The organism is Novosphingobium kaempferiae, assembly GCF_021227995.1.
Taxonomy (GTDB): Bacteria; Pseudomonadota; Alphaproteobacteria; order Sphingomonadales; family Sphingomonadaceae; genus Novosphingobium; species Novosphingobium kaempferiae.
The window spans coordinates 1,252,308-1,269,256 of record NZ_CP089301.1 but is presented as its reverse complement, the minus strand read 5'-3'; the positions used below and the strand labels follow the sequence as shown (position 1 = coordinate 1,269,256).

The following is a 16,949-nucleotide window of genomic DNA, read 5'->3' as shown; positions in this document are numbered from 1 at the left end:
CGAAAGGACTTTTCAATGGCAGGTGTGCAGGCCGGGCGGCTGAACATCGAGATCGTCGCCGAGGTCGCGCGCCTGCAGCAGGACATGGATCGCATCAAGCGCCTAGTGAAATCCGGGTCCGACGACATCGCCAAGTCCGCCAAGGCCGCGAACGACAATCTGGAGGGCATGGGACGGCAGATCACCAGCACGGGCAATAGCAGCCGCCTTGCGGGCCATCACGTACAGAATCTGGTCTATCAGTTCCAGGATCTTGGCGTGCAGCTGACAGCGGCTGCGGGCAGCTCCGCGCCGGTCAAAATGGCCTTCATGGCGCTCATCCAGCAAGGTTCACAGATCCAGGGCGTGATGTCGCAGGCCGGGATCGGGGTGAAAGGCCTGATCGTCGAACTCATGGCGCTGCTCGCACCGTTCGCGCCGATCATCGCCGCCGCAGGCGCATTCGCAGCGGTCATGGCCCTGGTGACCAGCGACATCAACGAGAACTCCAAGGTCCATGTGACTTGGATGGACACCGTGCTTGGCGCCTACGATGCCGTGAAGGCGTACCTGACGGGTCAGCTCACCAGCGCGTTCCAGGCGTTCGGCATCAGCACCGGCGACGTCTGGGGTAAGGTCGTCGAATGGACCAAGTGGGCGGTCAACCGGATCATCGGCTTCATTTCCATCGTGCCCCGCGCCATTCTGGACACCTGGCAGCTGATCCCGGCGGGCGTGGCCGACATCTTCCTGTCGGCCGCGAACGCCGCGATCGAGGGCCTCAACGGTCTGATCCGCAAGTCGGTGGACGGGGTCAACAGCTTCATCCGGGAGGCCAATGTCGTGCTCGACCGGTTCGGCCTTGGCGTCGGTGCGCTGAGCGCACCGCAGGTCGCCAAGCTAGAGAACAACTATGCCGGCGCGGGCGCAAAGCTGGGTCGCGCCCTGGCGGTCAGCATCGCCGACACCGTGAACCGGGACTTCCTGGGCGACCTTGCCGACAAGATCAGCCCGTTCGCGCAGGCTCGGGCGGTCGAGCGCATGAAGAAGGATGCGAAGAAGGCCGGAAAGGACGCAGGCTCGGCCGCGTCGAAGGCGGCCAAGGATGCCTTCGACTGGGACAAGCTCGTTTCCCACGCGCTTTTCGAGCAGGCGGCCGATGCCGCCAAGCAGGCCGCACAGAGCATGGACGCCGACTGGAAGGCGATGCTGGACGACCTGCGCAACGCCGACAGGCTGTGGACCAGCGAGTTCATGGAGAACCGCAGAAAGCAGGCCGAGGAGCAGGCGGCGCTCAACGATCAGCTGCTGGAAATGATCGGCATCCTTGGCAACATGGGGGGCGTCGGCAGCGTGCTGGGTTCGGTGATGGGCGTGCTCACGGGCAACACGCGCTCGATCGGCGGCCCCATCGGCGATCTTCTAAACCTTGGCGTCGGCGGCACCACGACCGACCGGGACGGCCGTGTCATCGCCAAGACCATCGGCACGGAACTGAGCGAGATCTTCAAGCTGAACGGCGAATTCGGAAAGACCATGCAGTCGATCCTGCAGGGCGCCGGCACCGGTGCGACGGCGGCCTCGGCCCTGTTCGGCAAGCAGTCGGGCACGCAGCAGATCGGCTCCGCCATCGGCGGCGTGCTGGGGCAGGAGGCGGGCAAGGCGCTGGGGAACGCCATCGGCGGCCTTGCCGGCAAGATCGGCGGGCCACTGGGCGCGATCGCCGGTGGCGTGCTGGGCAGCGTGCTGGGCGGGATGCTGACGAAGGCGAAATGGGGCCGCGTCGATCTGTCGTCTTCCGGCGTCTCCGGCACCGTTGGCAACAGCGGCACGTCCGAACGGGCGGCGCTGACCGCAGGCAACAGCATCTTCGGCGCGCTGGGCGACATCGCGTCCGCATTCGGCGGATCGGTAGGCGACTTCGGAAGGATCAGTGTCGGCGTTCGCCACGGCGACTATCGCGTCAATGCGGGCGGCACGAGCCTGAAGGTGAAGAAGGGCGCGGTCGACTTCAACGACGATGCGGAAGCAGCCATCGCCTATGCCATCCAGCTGGCTATCGATCGCGGCGCGATCCAGGGCATCCGCGCTTCGACCAACAACCTGCTGAAGGCGGGCGACGACCTCCAATCCAGCATCCAGAACGCGCTGAAGTTCGAGGGCGTCTTCACCGAACTGAGGTCGATCACCGATCCGATGGCCTATGCTGTCGAGGCCGTGACGAAGGAATTCGACCAGCTGCGCGCCATCTTCAAGGAAGCCGGGGCGTCAGCGGAGGAATACGCTTCGCTCGAACAGTTGCTTGCCATCAAGCGGCAGGAGGCGATCGACGGCGCCATGCAGGATCTGGTCGACAAGTATGCCGACCAGAATGCGCTGGACGTGCGGATCCTTGAGCTGATGGGCCGTTCCGAGGAAGCACTTGCCGCGCAGCGGATGGAGGAACTGGCCGCGACGTCCAAGGCGCTGCAGCCGCTACAGGCGATGGTCTACCAGCTGGAAGACCTGACGGGCGTGGTGGACAAGTTCGGGCCGTTGGCCGACGACTTGCGCGCGTTCAAGAAGGAACTGCTGGGCGGCGACACCCTGACGAGCTTCGCCAGCCTTGCAGCGACCTTCCGCTCTACCGCGGCCGGGGCGGCGGCGGGCGATGCGACGGCCCTCGGCAATCTGCGCGGCGTGTCGCAGGAGTACCTCGACGCGGCAATGGCCAACGCGGGCAGCGCGGTGGATTACCAGCGTGCGATGAGCGAGGTGCTTAACGCGGTCGACAAGGGCATCTTCGCTGCCGATACCCAGGTGGACTACGCTCAGGCGCAGATCGACGCGCTGGAGAAGCTGTACGACCAGCAGGCGGCGCTGTCCGACAAGATGGAGGTCTACCACAAGGCCACGGCCGAGAACTCGGCGCAGATCACGCGGCTTTGGACCCGATTCGAGGCTGATGGCATGCCCACCCGCTCGGTCGATGGCGAACCGCTTCAGGTTGAGATCGTATCGTGAAACTGGTCCGCCCTACAAGCATCGGGGCCGGCCTGACGCTGGTCACCACCAATGCGCCGGAAGCTCCTCCGGCGGCCTATTCCTCTGGCACGACGTACGCGGAAGGCGCGCAGGTTTCCGTGCTGCAGGGCGATGGCTTCACCCTTCGCGTCTACCGCAGTCTCGGCAACGCCAATGCGGGCAATCCGGTAACCGACGGCAACTGGTGGCAATATCTGGCCGACACCTACGCTGCTTACGACGCCGGAGCGACATACGGCGCTGGCTACCGGGTCGTCTCGACCATCACGCACCGGCAATATGAGAGCGTAGCAGCAGGCAACCTCGGTCACGGGCTGGACGAACCCGCATGGTGGATCGACCTGGGCCCGACCAATCCCTACGCCATGTTCGACCAGGCGAACTCCACGCAGACCGGCGTCGCCGGCGCGGTGGAATTCGAAGTGTCGGTAGCGGGCCGCGCCGACGCCATAGCCCTGTTAAACCTCGTTGCGGCGAACGTTGATATCGAGATGAGCACGGCGGCCGACGGTGTGGTCTTCAGCCAGTCCATCAACCTCGTCTCCGATAGCGGCGTCACGGACTGGTATCAGTACTACTTTGAGCCGATCGTGCGCAAAGGTGACCTCGTCGTCTACGGCCTGCCGAACTATGCCAACCCGACCTTCAAAGTAGTCGTTCACGAGCCTGCATCGACGGCAAAGGTGGGTGTGACGATCGTGGGCCAGTCTCGCGAACTGGGTGAGCTTCTGCCCGGCGCGAAGACGGGGATCATGGATTTCAGCCGCAAGGAAACCGACGACTTCGGCAACTTCACCATCGTGCAGCGGGCCTATGCGAAGCGCGGATCGTACAAGGTGCTGATGGACAATGCGCGCATCGATTCGGTGTCCGCGCTGCTCGCGACATACCGGGCCGAGGCAATCCTCTGGCTTGGGCTGGATCGCTACACGTCCACCTGGGTCTACGGTTTCTATCGCGACTACAACGTCGAGATCTTCGATTACAGCCAGTCCTATCTGACCCTCGAACTGGAGGGCCTGACCTGATGCCTTTCATCGATCTCCCCATGCCGCCGCCAGCCCCTCAGCGGACGGACGAGCCGGAAGTGTTCATTGAGCGGGCCGATGCCTTCGTTGCGTGGCAGGCTGCCTTCGCAGCGGCTGTCGGCACATTCGTCAGCCAGCTTGAGGCTGCAGCAGCACTGATCGCTGCAGCCCCGGCATACGCCGATCCGGGACTGGTTGCCCTGACCGGCAATTCTCCGGCCGCAGACACATTCCCGTACTACACCGGCTCCAACACTTCGGAGCTGGCAGAGCTTTCCGTCCTGGCACGCGATCTGATGGCATCAGCGACGCCCGAGATCTGGCGCGATCTGCTGGACGCGGCAAAAAGTGGGGACAACCGGGATATTGAACTGCTGCGTCAATCGGTGGCGCTGAGCAACGACGGCAGTCCAAGTCCGGTGACGATCGGACTGCGGGGTATTCCGGTCAACCCGAAGACGGCGGCTTACGAGATTACCCTTGCCGACATGGGCCAAGTGATCGCGATCACTGGCGGCGGAGTGACGATCCCGAACGGACTGCCGCAGGGCTTCACCTGCTCGATCTACAACGACAGCGGCGGCGCGCAGTCGATCACATGTCCAGGCGAGACCCTGCGTCTGGCGGGGACGGAGAGCGCCGGAACTCGCACGTTGTTCGCTCGCGGAATGGCGACGGTCGTCAAGGTCAAGCCGTCCGAGTGGGTGCTTGGCGGTACTGCGGCGTGAGCGGGATCCTGTGTGCGCTGGCTGCCGGAGCCGGGATCGTTGATCTGCGCGACGGGTCGGTGGAAATCTTGGGGGCCGACCCGGAGGCGCGAGCCACTTACATCATTGATCCTGACCGCACGGTCTACCACCGCACCGCCACGAATATCGGAACGGTCACCGCGCCACAGTATCAATGGTGCCCGCTCTGGGCTCCGCCGGGGAATTACGAGGTCATGGCTCACGCAGTGTCCGGCGCGCCGTTTGGCACGCTGGATACCTGGATAAGCCTCTCCACCGCGCGCAGCTGGTTCGTGTTCGACAACAACGACATGGACGGTCCGATCTCGGCAACGCTGGCAATCAGCATCCGTGACGCCGCGTCACACACCGTGCTGCGTAGCGCGACGATCAGTCTTTTCGCTCAAATCTAGGAACAGGAGACGGGCATGCCCGCACCCGAGATCACGCCCCTTCCCGATCCGCCGCTTCGCTCTCAGGATGGTCCGACGTTCGCCACGGCTGCGGAGACATTCGTTGCTGCGCTCCCTGCGATGGTCGAGGAAACGAATGCTGCGCTGGCCTTCGTTGCGGAAACGACCGAGGGGCTGGGTAGTATCGTGCCCGAGATTGGAGGAGCCGGCCAAGCTGCGCTCGTTGAAATCGCAAATGCTCGATCGAGTGCGCTTGCCGCTATAGCCCCGCAAGTTACCGCAGCCAGCGGTTACGCTGCGACCGTCACCGAGCAGATCAAGCGCCGCGACCTGTTCCCCGATACCTTCTTCCGCGAGCTCGACCCGGCCAACCCCTTCTACCCCAAGGTGACCGGCAAGGCGCGTCGCCGCCTCTCCGGCACTTGGCCCGACAAGATCAAGAGCTCGCAGTCGCCGTTCGAAAGCGGGTTCAGCCTCGTTCGCCCTGCCGCCGTGTCGAGCGCCACCATTCGCGTGCCCGTGACCGACCCGGGCCGCGTGGTCCCGGTCGGGGCCAACATCAACGTTGCGCTGTCCATGAGCGGCGCCGGGGCCGTCGCCATCACCGCGAACTGGATCGGTGCGGGCGGCAACATCGGCGGAGTCATCACGTTCGCGCCGACCGTTACCCTGAGCGGCACGGCGCAGACGATCGCCAACACCGCGACCCTGACCGTTCCGGCGGGCGCCACCGATCTCAACATCAACATCAATCACAGCGGCACGGCGCAGGACAAGTATGTCCACGCGATCTGGGCCCAGCCTGCCGCGACGGCTTTGCTCAGCGATCCGGCTTACCGAGAGGCGCTCCCCGCCGATATCATCTGGCGCATCCGCGACCTGGAAGGCCGGGCCAACAGCGGCGTGCGGTTGCGTCGGGTAAGCTATTCGGCGCTGGCAACGACAATTCCGGTCGTCGATCCGAACTGGTCGATCCAGCTCAACAACGATGTGGGCTGGGGCGCCCGCTTCACGCCCGCAGGCGTGTCGTTCAACGCGGTCGGCATTGCAGGAGCGCTGCGCAACTCCGGGACGACGAACTGGCGCAAGCTGGCTGTCATCGTTCGGCAGGGCACTACCGGCACGTCGCATCAGACTGGCACCATCGTCGCGGTCGGCTCCATCGATCTTGACCCCGATGTGCTGTCCTACGGGAAAAAGCTGATCGTCCCGCTGCGCGATCCCGAGACGGACGCCTTCGTGACGCTGACCGATGCCAACCTCGGCACGGAGTATTTCATAGGCTACCTCGCGCTCGACGACACCGGTCAGGCGACCTCGATCGGCGTCAGCAGCGGCACGACGTCGAACATGGTGGGATCGACCGGCTATCGTCTCCAGGCGAACGCCCAGAACGATCCTCAGGCGACGTGGGCGACCACGACCAGCAGCGTCGGCATCGAGCACCTGATGCTGACCAACCCGGCCAACGCCTACGAGCCCTCGACGGCGTTCATGGCTCAGGTCATGGCGCTGGTGGCGAGCGATCCCATCTTCGGGTGGACCGCGGCACCGACCATCGCCTACGACAGCCTGACGCGCCAGCTCGCAGCAAGCGACGCCGATGCGACGGCTGTGTATGGCGCTGCCTATTACGGCTTCGGCGGTCGGTATCTGCCCGCAGGCGTGTCGTTCAACGCCATCGGGCTGCGTCGCCTCTCCCGAAATCCGGCTGTCGCGACCGCTTCGAACATTCCCACGTCGATCAACGTCGTGGTGAAGGCAGGCACGACCGGAACCACATGGTCGACGGGAACGATCGTGGCAGTCGGATCGGTGGCCGTCTCGCCTTCGGACTTCGAATATCGCGATCTCGTCATCCCGCTCGTCGATCCCGTCACGGGGGCGAGCAAGACGCTGGCCGATGCCGATCTCGGTGCGCAGTACACGGTGGCGTTCTATGCGCTGACGGCGACCGGCGGCAATGCCCAGATCAACCCGCCTGCCGGCCAGCTGCGCAACGCGGTCGCCATCAACGAGCAGTTCCTGTTTACCGCCGCCAACGGCAACCCGCTGGTCACGGCATGGGGGTACTCGCCATCGGCCTCGAACCAGCCTCTTGAGCACCTGCTCATCACCAACCCGCGCGCGGCGCGCAAGGCGTCCTACAACCTGCTGACGCAGGCCGGGTTCGTCGATGGCGCCCTCACGCTGCCGCCCCGGATCTACGGCGTGCAGGGCCGGGAGATGAACATCTACCTCGACAGCCTGTCCCCTACCGAGCTGCGCGACATCGACTACCGATTCCAGTTCGGCGCCTCGCAGGGGCTGTTCTACGGGCAGCATCAGGACGAGCGCTGGACGTTCACGCCTGGCGGCACCGCGATCAATCAGGCGTTCACCGTCTTCGCCTATGACCGCAAGAGCGGCGAGCTGATCGGTTCGGCATCCTCGACGCTGCAGACGGTGCTTGCCGCCACGACCGCGCGGACCATCGGCTATCTCGCGATCGGCGACAGCGTGACGGCCAACAATCCGTCCTACGTCAACGAGCTGAACACGCTGCAGGCGGCCGACGCCAACCTCAAGCTGACGTTCCTCGGCACGAAATCGACTGGGGGTGTTGCCCACGAAGGCATTTCCGGGTGGACGTCGCAGCAATGGTATGCGCCGACGACCGCAGGTGACCAGTCGAACAACCGGTTCTACAATCCGTCGACCGGAATCTTCGATTACGCCTATTACCGTGCTCAGACGGGCCAGGCGGCAGCGGACGCGGTTTCCTTCCACCTCGGCATCAACGACCTCGGCACGGCCAACAGCGACCAGGCGGCCGCGAGCCGGGGCGCGCGCTGCGCGTGGAACATCGAGCAGATGATCGCCTCGGTGAAGGCCTCCGCAGCGTCGGCACGGTTCTTCGTGTGCCTTACGATCCCGCCGAGCCTGCATCAGGACGGCATGACTTCGGCGTCGAACAATGCCTACGCCGGTCGCCGCCCGGCCCGCCGCCAGCGACGCAACCATATCATCCTGGCGCGCGAGCTGATCCGGCGCTTCGGCGGGCGCGAGGCCGAGAACATCTACATCGTCGCGACCAACCTCGCCATCGATACCGAGCGGGGTTTCCCTTACGCAGCCGCCGCAAACGCCAGCAGCCGCAGCACGCAGCAGGTGGTGCGGGTGAGCGATGCCATCCACTGCAACGGTGGAACCGGCATTCTTCAGCTCGCCGATGCGCTGTGGGCGACGCAGAAGGTTGTGTTCGCGTGATCGCACCATCCAAACGGCTGAGAGCGGCGGTATGTACATGGACCCCATAGACATCACGCCCGCTGCCAAGGCGGTGGTTCAGACCACGAATGGAGGATCGATCCGCGCCGCCGTGTGGACGACGGCAATCGTTTCGGTGATCGGCTGCGTGTCGCTCATCATCAAGCAGTGGGGGCCTTGGCAAATCATAGCGGGAAATCAGCGTCGGGCTGACATCGAGGGTATGGGCAAGCGCATCGCAGAACTGGAAGCCCGTCTCGACAAGCAGGCAACCGACCACGCCGTCAAGCTGGATCAGGAACGAGTCCAGCACTCCGCTGAAATCCAGATCATGCGGCACCGCATGAACAACCTAGACCAGTGCCTAACGATGCTGCTGGCGCTGATCGAGCTTGACCCGTCGAAGGCCAGCGATGCCGCCACGAAAGTGCGCCAGATGCGCGAGCGGCAGGAGATCAACGAAGCCGTCGAGAAAGGCGCGATCGTTGGTGCGCGCTTCGCCGCGCCTGCAATTTCCGAAGACTGACAACCTCGCGCTCATGACGCCACAAGCGTGGGCGCACTGCCGAAAGTAACCCTTCATGAAATTGATTGCTGACTGGCGCCGGTCCTGGCGCTGGGCATCCGTGCGCCTTGCCGTCGTGGCGGGCGCGCTCTCCGGATGGGCCGCGAGCGACCCAGCCGGCTTCATGCGCGTCGTCGACCTGCTGCCGCCCTGGGCGCGGCCGCTTGTCGGCATCGCCGTCACCCTCGCTGCGCTCAGTGCGCGCCTCACCACGAAGGGAAGCAAGTTCGATGGCTACTGACCAGACGCCCCGCCGCCGGATCACGCCCAAGGAAGGGACGCTGGCCGCGATCGTCGGCGCCGGCGCGGCCGCGCTGCTTTTGCAGGTGGTGCCCGAGGAAGAGAGCGGCCGCACCGTCAAAGTCGATATCGCGCAGGACGGTTCGGCGACGGTCATCCATCTGACCGGGCGCCAGTACCTCAGCGCCTACCTCGACATCGCCAGCGTCGCGACGGCTTGCGACGGCCTTACCCGTTACCAGGGCAAGCCGATCCGGGTGGGAATGCGCTTCACCGAGCCGCAGTGCGCGTCGATGCTGGAGGCAGAACTGATCCAGCACGGCAAGATCGTGATGGGCTGCACACGGTTCGACAAGGAGCGCCAGCCCTACCAGATCTTCACGGCCGTCAGCTTCAATTACAACACCGGGGGCTGGTGCGGGTCGACTGCGAACAAGCGGGTGAAGGCCGGCAATATCGCCGGCGGGTGCGACGCCCTGCTCATGTGGGACAAGGCCCGCGTGAAGGGCGTGCTGCGTCCGGTGAAGGGCCTGACGTATCGGCGCAACCGTGAGCGCCAGTACTGCCTGACGAACGTGGTGCCCGGCGCGACGCCGCAGAACCTCGCCAAGCGCCTTGGGCCGTGGCGGTGAACCCTATCCCTATCGGGTGGTGTCTTGCTGGCGCTGCCGTGACGCTTGCAGTGGGCGCTTGGGGCGGATGGACCGTGCGGGACTGGCAGCGCGACAGCGAGGTGCTGGCGAGCCTTAAGACGGCCACGAAGAACCTCGATGCGGCGCGTGACGTCGTCGACCGCGCCGCAGGCGCATACGAACAGGAGAAGCAAAATGCCTCAGTGCAGTCGACAGTGCGCGAGAGCACCATTCGCGAAATCTACAAGGATCGGCCGGTCAGTGTGGATTGCGCTGCTCCCGATGCTCTTGTCGGCGTGCTGGGGGACGCCGTTGCTGCCGCAAACGCCCGAGCTTCAGGCGAACCTGCGGCAGCGGTGCCCTGAACTCCCTATGCCGCCTGTGCCGCTCACCGACCCGGAGCGGGGCGTCTGGGAAAACGCGATGGTGGCCATGTACGGGGATTGTGCTGGCCGCCATCGCGCCACCGTAGAGGCCTGGCCGAAGCAGCGTTGATAGCCGGATTTCTGCGGGTTAAAGATGCGCCCAAAGTATCGCCATCGCTCGCCCGGCTCTCATGGATTGACGTTCAACAACGCGAGCTTACCTAAGACACAGTGTTCCGTGCAGATGACCATGCTGATTCGCCCGACGAATGGATCGAACTCGCAGAGCGCTGGGCCAATATTGCTACAGCGGCTCACTCAAAACCGGGAAGTGAGTCGGAAGTTTGGTCGATCGCAGGTTTTGTTTGCGAATGCCTGCTAAAAGGGCTGGCAATGAAACGTCTTGGCTTAAATTCTTGGCCGTCCCGCGACACGTGTAAAATGCAGAATTACCAAGCGCTCTACTCCCACGATTTGAGGGCTATCGCAGCCTTGGCTGGCCTGAACGTAAATGCTCATGACGTGATCGCGCCGCGCTGGAAAATCGTTTTGCAGTGGCGGCGCTATCATATGTACGCCTCTGGACACGGTATGTCTGAGGCGGTCAAACGAGATTTGATTGAGTCGGCTATTGGTTCGAATGGAGTGGCGGAATGGCTCAAAAAACAGATCAATTGAGGCAAAAATTGCCACCCGAATATTTCGAACTTGGCAAGACTTATCTTCGCGAGTTACGCCGACTTGGCATAAATCCTGAGGCTATGATGTGGGCATTTGAGCGGGATACACAGAAATTCGCTCTGTTGATTGTCTGGTCTGGCGTTGAAAAATATGGACCGCTTAGGTTATCGGAATTGCTCTTCAAAGCATATCGTTTAGGTGCTTTGCCGCAGCAAATTGATCCGTTTGCGGTTCATGTTTTTGGATACGGCCATTTGATATCCAGTTTGCTGCTCTCCACCCCGCCCGAAGGCGCGCATTATTTGAATATTTTTCACTCTGAAAATGGTGGGGCACCTGTCGAACTGGACGATGAGTCGACAATCTTCTGGGCAGAAACCTCTTGGGTGTATTGCCGCGCTGATCGTAAAAAAAGCGGCTTGGCAGTCGGAACCGAATGGCGCCGATTTCAGAGAAATGTGGAAAGACTTGCTGCTTAGTCGAGGGCGGGTTTCCCCGAGTTTTCAGTAGCTACTTAATATACTGTGCTCAATGCGCGACCTGCTTCTCAGCCAAAGCATGGACTTTCCGAATTGGCATCAAAGCAGGTCAGAGCTGTACTGAGCCGCCACGCAACTACTCGGTCAGCGCCGCCAATGCATTGGTCAGGCACCGTCGCGCCCAGCGTATCTCGGTCTCCGTGGGTGTCCGGTACTGCGCACGCTTCAGGATCGCGGCAGCATGCTCGGCTTGAAGGTAGGCGGGCAGGTCAGCCTGGTTGTCGTTCTGCTCCCGCGCGCTCCCGATCACCATGAGACCCAATCCAACTCCGCGTCGTCGACCGCCTCGAACATCTCAGGATCGGCGCCGGTGTCCCCCAGGCGCTTGCGCACCGCATCTGGGGTGCCGTCTTTCGGGAAACCGCGATCTGACTTCGCGATCGAGGCGAGCTGTCCGACGAAGCCGCCCCGCTCAGTTTGCTCCAAGATCCATCGGCCAAAAGGCAGCGACTTTGTTCGGGTCTCGGACGCTCCGAGGTCGAGCGGACCGTCCATTTTGGCGAGGTGGGGCATCTCAGAATCACTCCGTGCTGGAACGCCCTGAGGCTATATGTTCCACATTCGTTCCGCAATCGGTTATGGGGAACGTCATGGGAACGAAGCGATTCGAGACGGTCTTCGATTACAGCAAGCACGGCGTCGACGTGGGGGTGAAGTGCACCTGTGGCCATACCGCGCGCCTTGACCCGAAGGCCATCTCCAAGACCTGCATCACGAAGGGCCTCGACACCCGCATGCCGGCGATCAAGGCGCGCCTGAAGTGCAAGGCGTGCGGTAGCCGCGACGTCGAATGCTCGCCGGTGGAGCGCGACTGATGGCTTGCCGCTTCTGCACCACGAATGACGAGGAAGCCTTGGTCGAAGAGTTGGCCGCCCGGATGTGGGCATCGTGCGAGACATCGGACCCAGTTACGGAGTGGACCAAGGAATGGGAGAAGGCCGGGCCGCACTGGCAGTTCGTCTTCCGGAACTACGCTCGCACTTTCGTATGGGCGATCCGTAGAGATCACGATGAGTAAGCCGAACCCGGGACGCATGAACCGGTTCGCTATCGACATTCTCGACGCTGCAGCGGCCGAGGCGGAGAAGGAGCCGATACAGCCTTCCCCGGCGATCCGGCTAGCGCTGGCCTGGCTATCGACCAGCGGCGTCGCCGAGGAATGGCAGGTCGAGCGGTTCTGGACCTGCATCACAAAGCCGCCTGGCACGCACGGGATGGACCCGTACTGCCGAACGCGGGACATGCAGATCTATCTCAACCGCTGGAAGCTCGTTGCCAAAGGGCAAGGTAGACGGTGATAGGCTCCCTGTTCACGCAGGAGAGAGATTCGCCATGGACATGATCGATCGCGCCGCGCGGGCGCTTGCAAAGGAGCAAAGCGGCGTCGACGTGTGGGACGGCCTCGATGCTGAATTGCAGAATGACCTGCGCCGCGATGTCCGAACCGTTCTCGAAGCGATGCGCGATCCAGAACCGGACTTCGGCATTCCAGGCGAAAGGCTACTCGGCGATGCGCGTGGCCATTCGGTCAGCCGCAACGATATGACCGATGCTTGGACCGCTATGATCGATGGGCTGTTCGACGACTGAGCGCGAGGCTGATTTCGTCTTCAAATTGTCGCAGCGCTGACGCATGATGCTATTGCGATCCGAGGGCTACCCTGCCCTTGCAACAAACTGGCCCGGCCTGCCCTTGCAGCGTCGGGCCTTCTTGCGAAGTCAGTCTGCTGGCGCTTTCTCGACGGCAGCTTGGTCCGGCCCCGGTTGATCGAAGATGCCAGCGCTCATGGCCATGATCCCGCCTGCAACGATTACCATCAGGATCAGACCAACGATGAGAAAGCGGAACCTCATGGGTTTACCGCCTTCATGGCCACCGGGGGGTGTCATGCCACTTTTCCGAGTATCCGACATTCGATGCTCCACAGAATTGATATCGTCCGAAACGAGAGTTGCCTGAACTGCCAGCACGGCCCAAAGTTTCTTGCTGCGTTGACACATGCGAGCCGGGTTAGGATCATGCCCCCATGTGCAATCTCTACCGCATGAACACGAAGGACGCCGAGGTCGCGAGGATGTTCGGCACGCGCTTCACCCCCGGCGCGAACTATGCGTCCGAGATCTGGCCCGGCTACACCGGCCTTGTGATCGAGAGTGGCGAGCTGCGGCCGATGACATGGGGTTTCCCACGGCATGCCAACAGCAAGAAGACCGGCAAACCGCTCAAGCCCTCTCCGGTGAACAATGCCCGCGACGACAAGCTGCGGATCTACCCCATCTGGAAGGAGGCGTTCCGACACCGGCGCTGCCTGATCCCGGTCACGCAGTGGTGCGAACCGGAAGGCGAGGATCGCCGGAACACACGCACCTGGTACTCGGTGGCTGGGGAAGAGGTGTTCATCGTTGCCGGGATCTGGACGCCGACCGACGAATGGGGCGATGCCTACTCGATGGTCATGGTGCCGGGGTCGGACCAGATGTCCCTCGTCCACGATCGCATGCCGACTATCCTGCGCCCCGATGACTGGTCGGTATGGACCGATGGCACGCCAGACGAGGCGTTCGCCCTGCTACGCACATGGGATGAGGATCTGGTGGTCGATCAGACTGATGAGCTTTGGTTTGAGAAGCGCGGATCCTCAGCAACGCTGCTTTAGGGTTAGACATTGGCCACCGGAGGCCGCAGGAACGCGTGGGACGGTCCGGGCAAGTTAGACATCCAACGCCCGCGGATTTCCGCAGATCGCGAAGCCCGGCTCGGAAATCCACTCCTTATTGACGAAATCTGGTGCAAATTCCTAGATAGCGATGTCGAGGGGCCCTGAGTGTACCTGGTGAGAGATGACTCGCTTTGTGTGACGGACGGCCTTAACAGCAAGTTTGTTTTTGATTGGAGGATCTGATGCTCGAAGGCGTAGATGGCATAACAGCCGTCTTTTTTGGCCAGCCCGCGTTGAGGGAGCAGCCAGACGCCACCGACGTATGGGCAAAGCTCTTCGATGGCGCAAAGCCGGACGCATATAATCGGAATGTCTCTGGACCGCTCCCGTTTAGCACTGCGCAGGGATTGTGGGGAAACGATAATGTGCAGGTTACGGCGCAAGTTGGCCGAATTGACCTTCAATGGACCAGACCGCCTGCTGACGAAATGGGAAGGCCCCAGCAGTTTCATGATGTCCAGAAATCACTTCGCACGGTTGTTGATGCGCTAAAGCGCCTTGCCGCTACCACTTCGCCTGCCAGACTTGCGCTGTTAGTTAACACCAGTTCGAAGACACTAGATTCCGATCCAGCAGAGGCACTTTCGTCTCTTCTCGGAAAAGTCTTCTTTCCTCCTGAAGCGACTGACGCAATATATCGCCTGAACTTGAGGCGAGAATTGACATCGGCACCGAACATTAGCCTCAATAGACTTTCCGTTTGGCAGACGGGAGTGCATCAACTTTTCGGCTTCAATCCGAATGACGCCACGCCCGCTGTATTGGAATCTGCAAACTTTATTGCACATAATATTGACGTTAATACAATTGGTATTTTGTCTCAAGATCGTGAATATTCTGCTGTTATAGACGAAATGGAGTCAGAGGCGTTACTCATTCTAGAGCAGGGTATCTCCTTCTATGGCTGAAGTAATCGTTCCGGCCGATAGCGGGCTTCTTGATCCAGACATTTATTCGTCTGTCGGCAACGTGAGAGGCGAATATCAGCGGCTTTTTAAAGCCCGATGGTCAACCAATGCAGCCAGACGTTTCTTCTCGGACGTAACAGTACACGGTAACATGCTCGATAAAGCAGAGCCCATCACTAGGCCGACGTTTCCGATCTATTACGTCCGAACCGCAGCAAGCGCTCCTCCGGCCTTAGCAAGTAGTGTTGACACGCCAATAAACTTGTTGGCGGAACAATACTACAATCAGGTTCAAAACCATCTTGTTGACCTGCGTGACTTGAGTGACACTGAAGACGAGGTTGTTGAGCGTGGTGCAATCAACACGGCGCTCACCGTTTTGGACAAGCTTCACGAGCGCCACGTCGCCCCTCCAGAAATCACCCATCATGGTGGAGATGCTGTGGTAATGCTCTGGGCGTTAGGTAGCGCGACTTACGCAATCACGATTACCGAAGGTGAAGTTGGCTGGGTGGTACAGCGAGACCGGCGCCAAATTTCTTCAAAAGATTCCGTCCGCATCGAAAACTTTAGACTGATGGACCTGCGTTGAATGGCTGAGCCTATGTCGTCCGATGACGAGTTAGCCCGTAGTTTGGTCTTCAATCGTTTTTTTCCAGGTAACATCCATACGGATGAGAGCCTCTGGGCCTTCGGTAAAACGAGAGACGACGATAAGGCCCATGAATCGGGGCTGGCACTCTCGTTGATAGCGACGGAAGAAAACATTCACTCTGCTGGATGCCAGATTGCCGCTGCTCAAAACGCAGAGCGCGGCGAGCCGGAGCCTGGGCCCAAACGCAAATACTATTGCGGATATCGCAAGGCAAAAGTGAATGAGTTGCCCTTAGTAGGTGATGACTATGAAGTTTCACTTACGATCGATGGAGAAGGCGGTAACCCCGCGCATGTCGATGTCGCTCTTGCTTACAAAGTAGACACTAAGCATTTGCGGGCCCATGCACGAACGAAGGCCGGGTTATTACTGGCTGCAGCCTTCGCTCCAGCCGTTCCCCATATCTGCGAGTGCGCAAACGATGACGACGAGCATCCACTAGTCAAAAATGGTCTTGATTGCTTAACAACTGCATTTGCTGATCGATGGCCCGACTTGAACCTTGGTACAGTGGTTCGAGGGAGCCACGGCTGGTCAATTGAAGCAGGGCCGCCCCATTCAGAAACACCGCAGTTGCCTGAAGGCGGCGGCTAAGGTCGATTGAGGGTGGAGGCAACATTAAGTGATAATTGTTAGCCCCTTCGCCAGCAGCCAATGTGCCCAACAATGTGACGCGCTTGTGCCTCCATGTGCCGAACCTTGCCGCTTTGTTCCGCCCGGGCTTGACGGACGATCTTCCCCGACATAGGCGAATTGCGCGGAAACGCTGGCCTTCAATGGCGCGCCGGCTTAGCTCAGTTGGTAGAGCACCTGATTTGTAATCGGCAGTGCCGCCGACCCATGCCGCTACCGCAGCATGCCTCCCCATGATACCCTACCGGCATGCAACGCCCTCTCATGGAACGCATCGCCCGTGCCCTCTGCACGCATGACGGCAATCCGCCGAATGCCACGATGGACGGCAAGCCACTCTGGCAGGACTACCTCCCAGAAGCGCAAGTCGTGCTGCTGGCGATCCGGGAGCCTAACGATGACATGGTCGATGCAGGAATAGGCACTGGAGTCGAGCGGCCGGTGCGTCTCGACATCTCTCCACGCAGTGCCTGGGAAGCGATGATAGACGCTGCCCTCGACGGTCGCTGAGCTGAGCCTTTTCGTTTTCCGCACTGCCTCTAAGCCATTGAAATGAAATAACGGCAAAAACGGCCGTTTTCCAATAAGGT

General features: G+C 61.5%; 22 protein-coding genes. 19 read left to right on the top strand and 3 right to left on the bottom strand.

The annotated features are described in order from the left end of the window. The first annotated feature begins 15 nt into the window (after positions 1-15). The 11 genes from LO787_RS05870 (at position 16) to LO787_RS05820 (ending at position 11,383) form a co-directional block, all read left to right on the top strand. A complete protein-coding gene (locus LO787_RS05870) occupies positions 16-2,982 on the top strand; it encodes a hypothetical protein (RefSeq protein WP_232494915.1) in 2,967 nt (988 codons plus the stop codon). Continuing rightward, entirely contained in the window at positions 2,979-4,031 is a 1,053-nt protein-coding gene (locus LO787_RS05865) for a hypothetical protein (protein ID WP_232494914.1), read from the top strand. The genes LO787_RS05870 and LO787_RS05865 overlap by 4 nt, the downstream gene beginning before the upstream one ends. After that, the gene (locus LO787_RS05860; RefSeq protein ID WP_232494913.1) at positions 4,031-4,759 is read left to right on the top strand and encodes a hypothetical protein; all 729 of its coding nucleotides are present in this window, start codon (positions 4,031-4,033) and stop codon (positions 4,757-4,759) included. Before LO787_RS05865 ends, LO787_RS05860 begins: the two co-directional genes overlap by 1 nt. Further along, entirely contained in the window at positions 4,756-5,172 is a 417-nt protein-coding gene (locus tag LO787_RS05855) for a hypothetical protein (RefSeq protein WP_232494912.1), read from the top strand. Before LO787_RS05860 ends, LO787_RS05855 begins: the two co-directional genes overlap by 4 nt. Positions 5,173-5,187: 15 nt before the next feature. Further along, positions 5,188-8,421, top strand: coding sequence for an SGNH/GDSL hydrolase family protein (locus LO787_RS05850; protein WP_232494911.1), 3,234 nt, complete (start codon positions 5,188-5,190; stop codon positions 8,419-8,421). Between the two features lie 37 nt (positions 8,422-8,458). Then, the gene (locus tag LO787_RS05845) at positions 8,459-8,947 is read left to right on the top strand and encodes a hypothetical protein (protein WP_232494910.1); all 489 of its coding nucleotides are present in this window, start codon (positions 8,459-8,461) and stop codon (positions 8,945-8,947) included. A 55-nt stretch (positions 8,948-9,002) separates the two neighbouring features. Next, positions 9,003-9,227, top strand: coding sequence for a DUF7940 domain-containing protein (locus tag LO787_RS05840; RefSeq protein WP_232494909.1), 225 nt, complete (start codon positions 9,003-9,005; stop codon positions 9,225-9,227). Further along, on the top strand, positions 9,217-9,858 hold the full coding sequence (locus LO787_RS05835; RefSeq protein ID WP_232494908.1) for a glycoside hydrolase family protein: 642 nt from the start codon (positions 9,217-9,219) through the stop codon (positions 9,856-9,858). Before LO787_RS05840 ends, LO787_RS05835 begins: the two co-directional genes overlap by 11 nt. Before the next feature lie 74 nt (positions 9,859-9,932). Beyond that, positions 9,933-10,223, top strand: a complete 291-nt coding sequence (locus tag LO787_RS05830) for a BAR domain-containing protein (protein ID WP_232494907.1) — start codon at positions 9,933-9,935, stop codon at positions 10,221-10,223. A gap of 231 nt (positions 10,224-10,454) precedes the next feature. Continuing rightward, positions 10,455-10,901, top strand: a complete 447-nt coding sequence (locus LO787_RS05825) for a hypothetical protein (protein ID WP_232494906.1) — start codon at positions 10,455-10,457, stop codon at positions 10,899-10,901. Then, a complete protein-coding gene (locus tag LO787_RS05820; protein ID WP_232494905.1) occupies positions 10,877-11,383 on the top strand; it encodes a hypothetical protein in 507 nt (168 codons plus the stop codon). Before LO787_RS05825 ends, LO787_RS05820 begins: the two co-directional genes overlap by 25 nt. A 136-nt stretch (positions 11,384-11,519) precedes the next feature. On the opposite strand, the gene LO787_RS05815 is transcribed toward LO787_RS05820, so the two are convergent. Together LO787_RS05815 and LO787_RS05810 are read right to left on the bottom strand one after the other, a co-directional pair. Then, positions 11,520-11,696, bottom strand: a complete 177-nt coding sequence (locus LO787_RS05815) for a hypothetical protein (protein WP_232494904.1) — start codon at positions 11,694-11,696, stop codon at positions 11,520-11,522. After that, positions 11,690-11,956, bottom strand: a complete 267-nt coding sequence (locus LO787_RS05810; RefSeq protein WP_232494903.1) for a hypothetical protein — start codon at positions 11,954-11,956, stop codon at positions 11,690-11,692. Before LO787_RS05810 ends, LO787_RS05815 begins: the two co-directional genes overlap by 7 nt. Before the next feature lie 77 nt (positions 11,957-12,033). On the opposite strand from LO787_RS05810, the gene LO787_RS05805 reads away from it, so the two are divergent. The 3 genes from LO787_RS05805 to LO787_RS05795 all read left to right on the top strand — a co-directional run bounded on the left by LO787_RS05805 (position 12,034) and on the right by LO787_RS05795 (position 13,033). Then, on the top strand, positions 12,034-12,258 hold the full coding sequence (locus LO787_RS05805) for a hypothetical protein (RefSeq protein ID WP_232494902.1): 225 nt from the start codon (positions 12,034-12,036) through the stop codon (positions 12,256-12,258). A 195-nt stretch (positions 12,259-12,453) separates the two neighbouring features. Then, entirely contained in the window at positions 12,454-12,741 is a 288-nt protein-coding gene (locus LO787_RS05800; protein WP_232494901.1) for a hypothetical protein, read from the top strand. Between the two features lie 34 nt (positions 12,742-12,775). Then, on the top strand, positions 12,776-13,033 hold the full coding sequence (locus LO787_RS05795) for a hypothetical protein (protein ID WP_232494900.1): 258 nt from the start codon (positions 12,776-12,778) through the stop codon (positions 13,031-13,033). 129 nt (positions 13,034-13,162) lie between these two features. Here the strand turns inward: LO787_RS05795 and LO787_RS05790 are convergent, their stop codons facing one another. Next, entirely contained in the window at positions 13,163-13,414 is a 252-nt protein-coding gene (locus LO787_RS05790) for a hypothetical protein (protein WP_232494899.1), read from the bottom strand. A gap of 74 nt (positions 13,415-13,488) precedes the next feature. Here LO787_RS05790 and LO787_RS05785 point away from each other — a divergent pair, with 74 nt between their 5' ends. The 5 genes from LO787_RS05785 to LO787_RS05765 all read left to right on the top strand — a co-directional run bounded on the left by LO787_RS05785 (position 13,489) and on the right by LO787_RS05765 (position 16,869). Next, on the top strand, positions 13,489-14,100 hold the full coding sequence (locus LO787_RS05785; protein ID WP_338045415.1) for an SOS response-associated peptidase: 612 nt from the start codon (positions 13,489-13,491) through the stop codon (positions 14,098-14,100). 245 nt (positions 14,101-14,345) lie between these two features. Next, entirely contained in the window at positions 14,346-15,071 is a 726-nt protein-coding gene (locus LO787_RS05780) for a hypothetical protein (protein ID WP_232494897.1), read from the top strand. Continuing rightward, positions 15,064-15,663 (top strand): hypothetical protein, encoded by a 600-nt coding sequence (locus tag LO787_RS05775; protein WP_232494896.1) that lies wholly within the window; start codon positions 15,064-15,066, stop codon positions 15,661-15,663. Before LO787_RS05780 ends, LO787_RS05775 begins: the two co-directional genes overlap by 8 nt. After that, on the top strand, positions 15,664-16,320 hold the full coding sequence (locus LO787_RS05770; protein WP_232494895.1) for a hypothetical protein: 657 nt from the start codon (positions 15,664-15,666) through the stop codon (positions 16,318-16,320). 288 nt (positions 16,321-16,608) lie between these two features. After that, positions 16,609-16,869, top strand: a complete 261-nt coding sequence (locus LO787_RS05765; RefSeq protein WP_232494894.1) for a hypothetical protein — start codon at positions 16,609-16,611, stop codon at positions 16,867-16,869. Positions 16,870-16,949 lie beyond the last annotated feature (80 nt).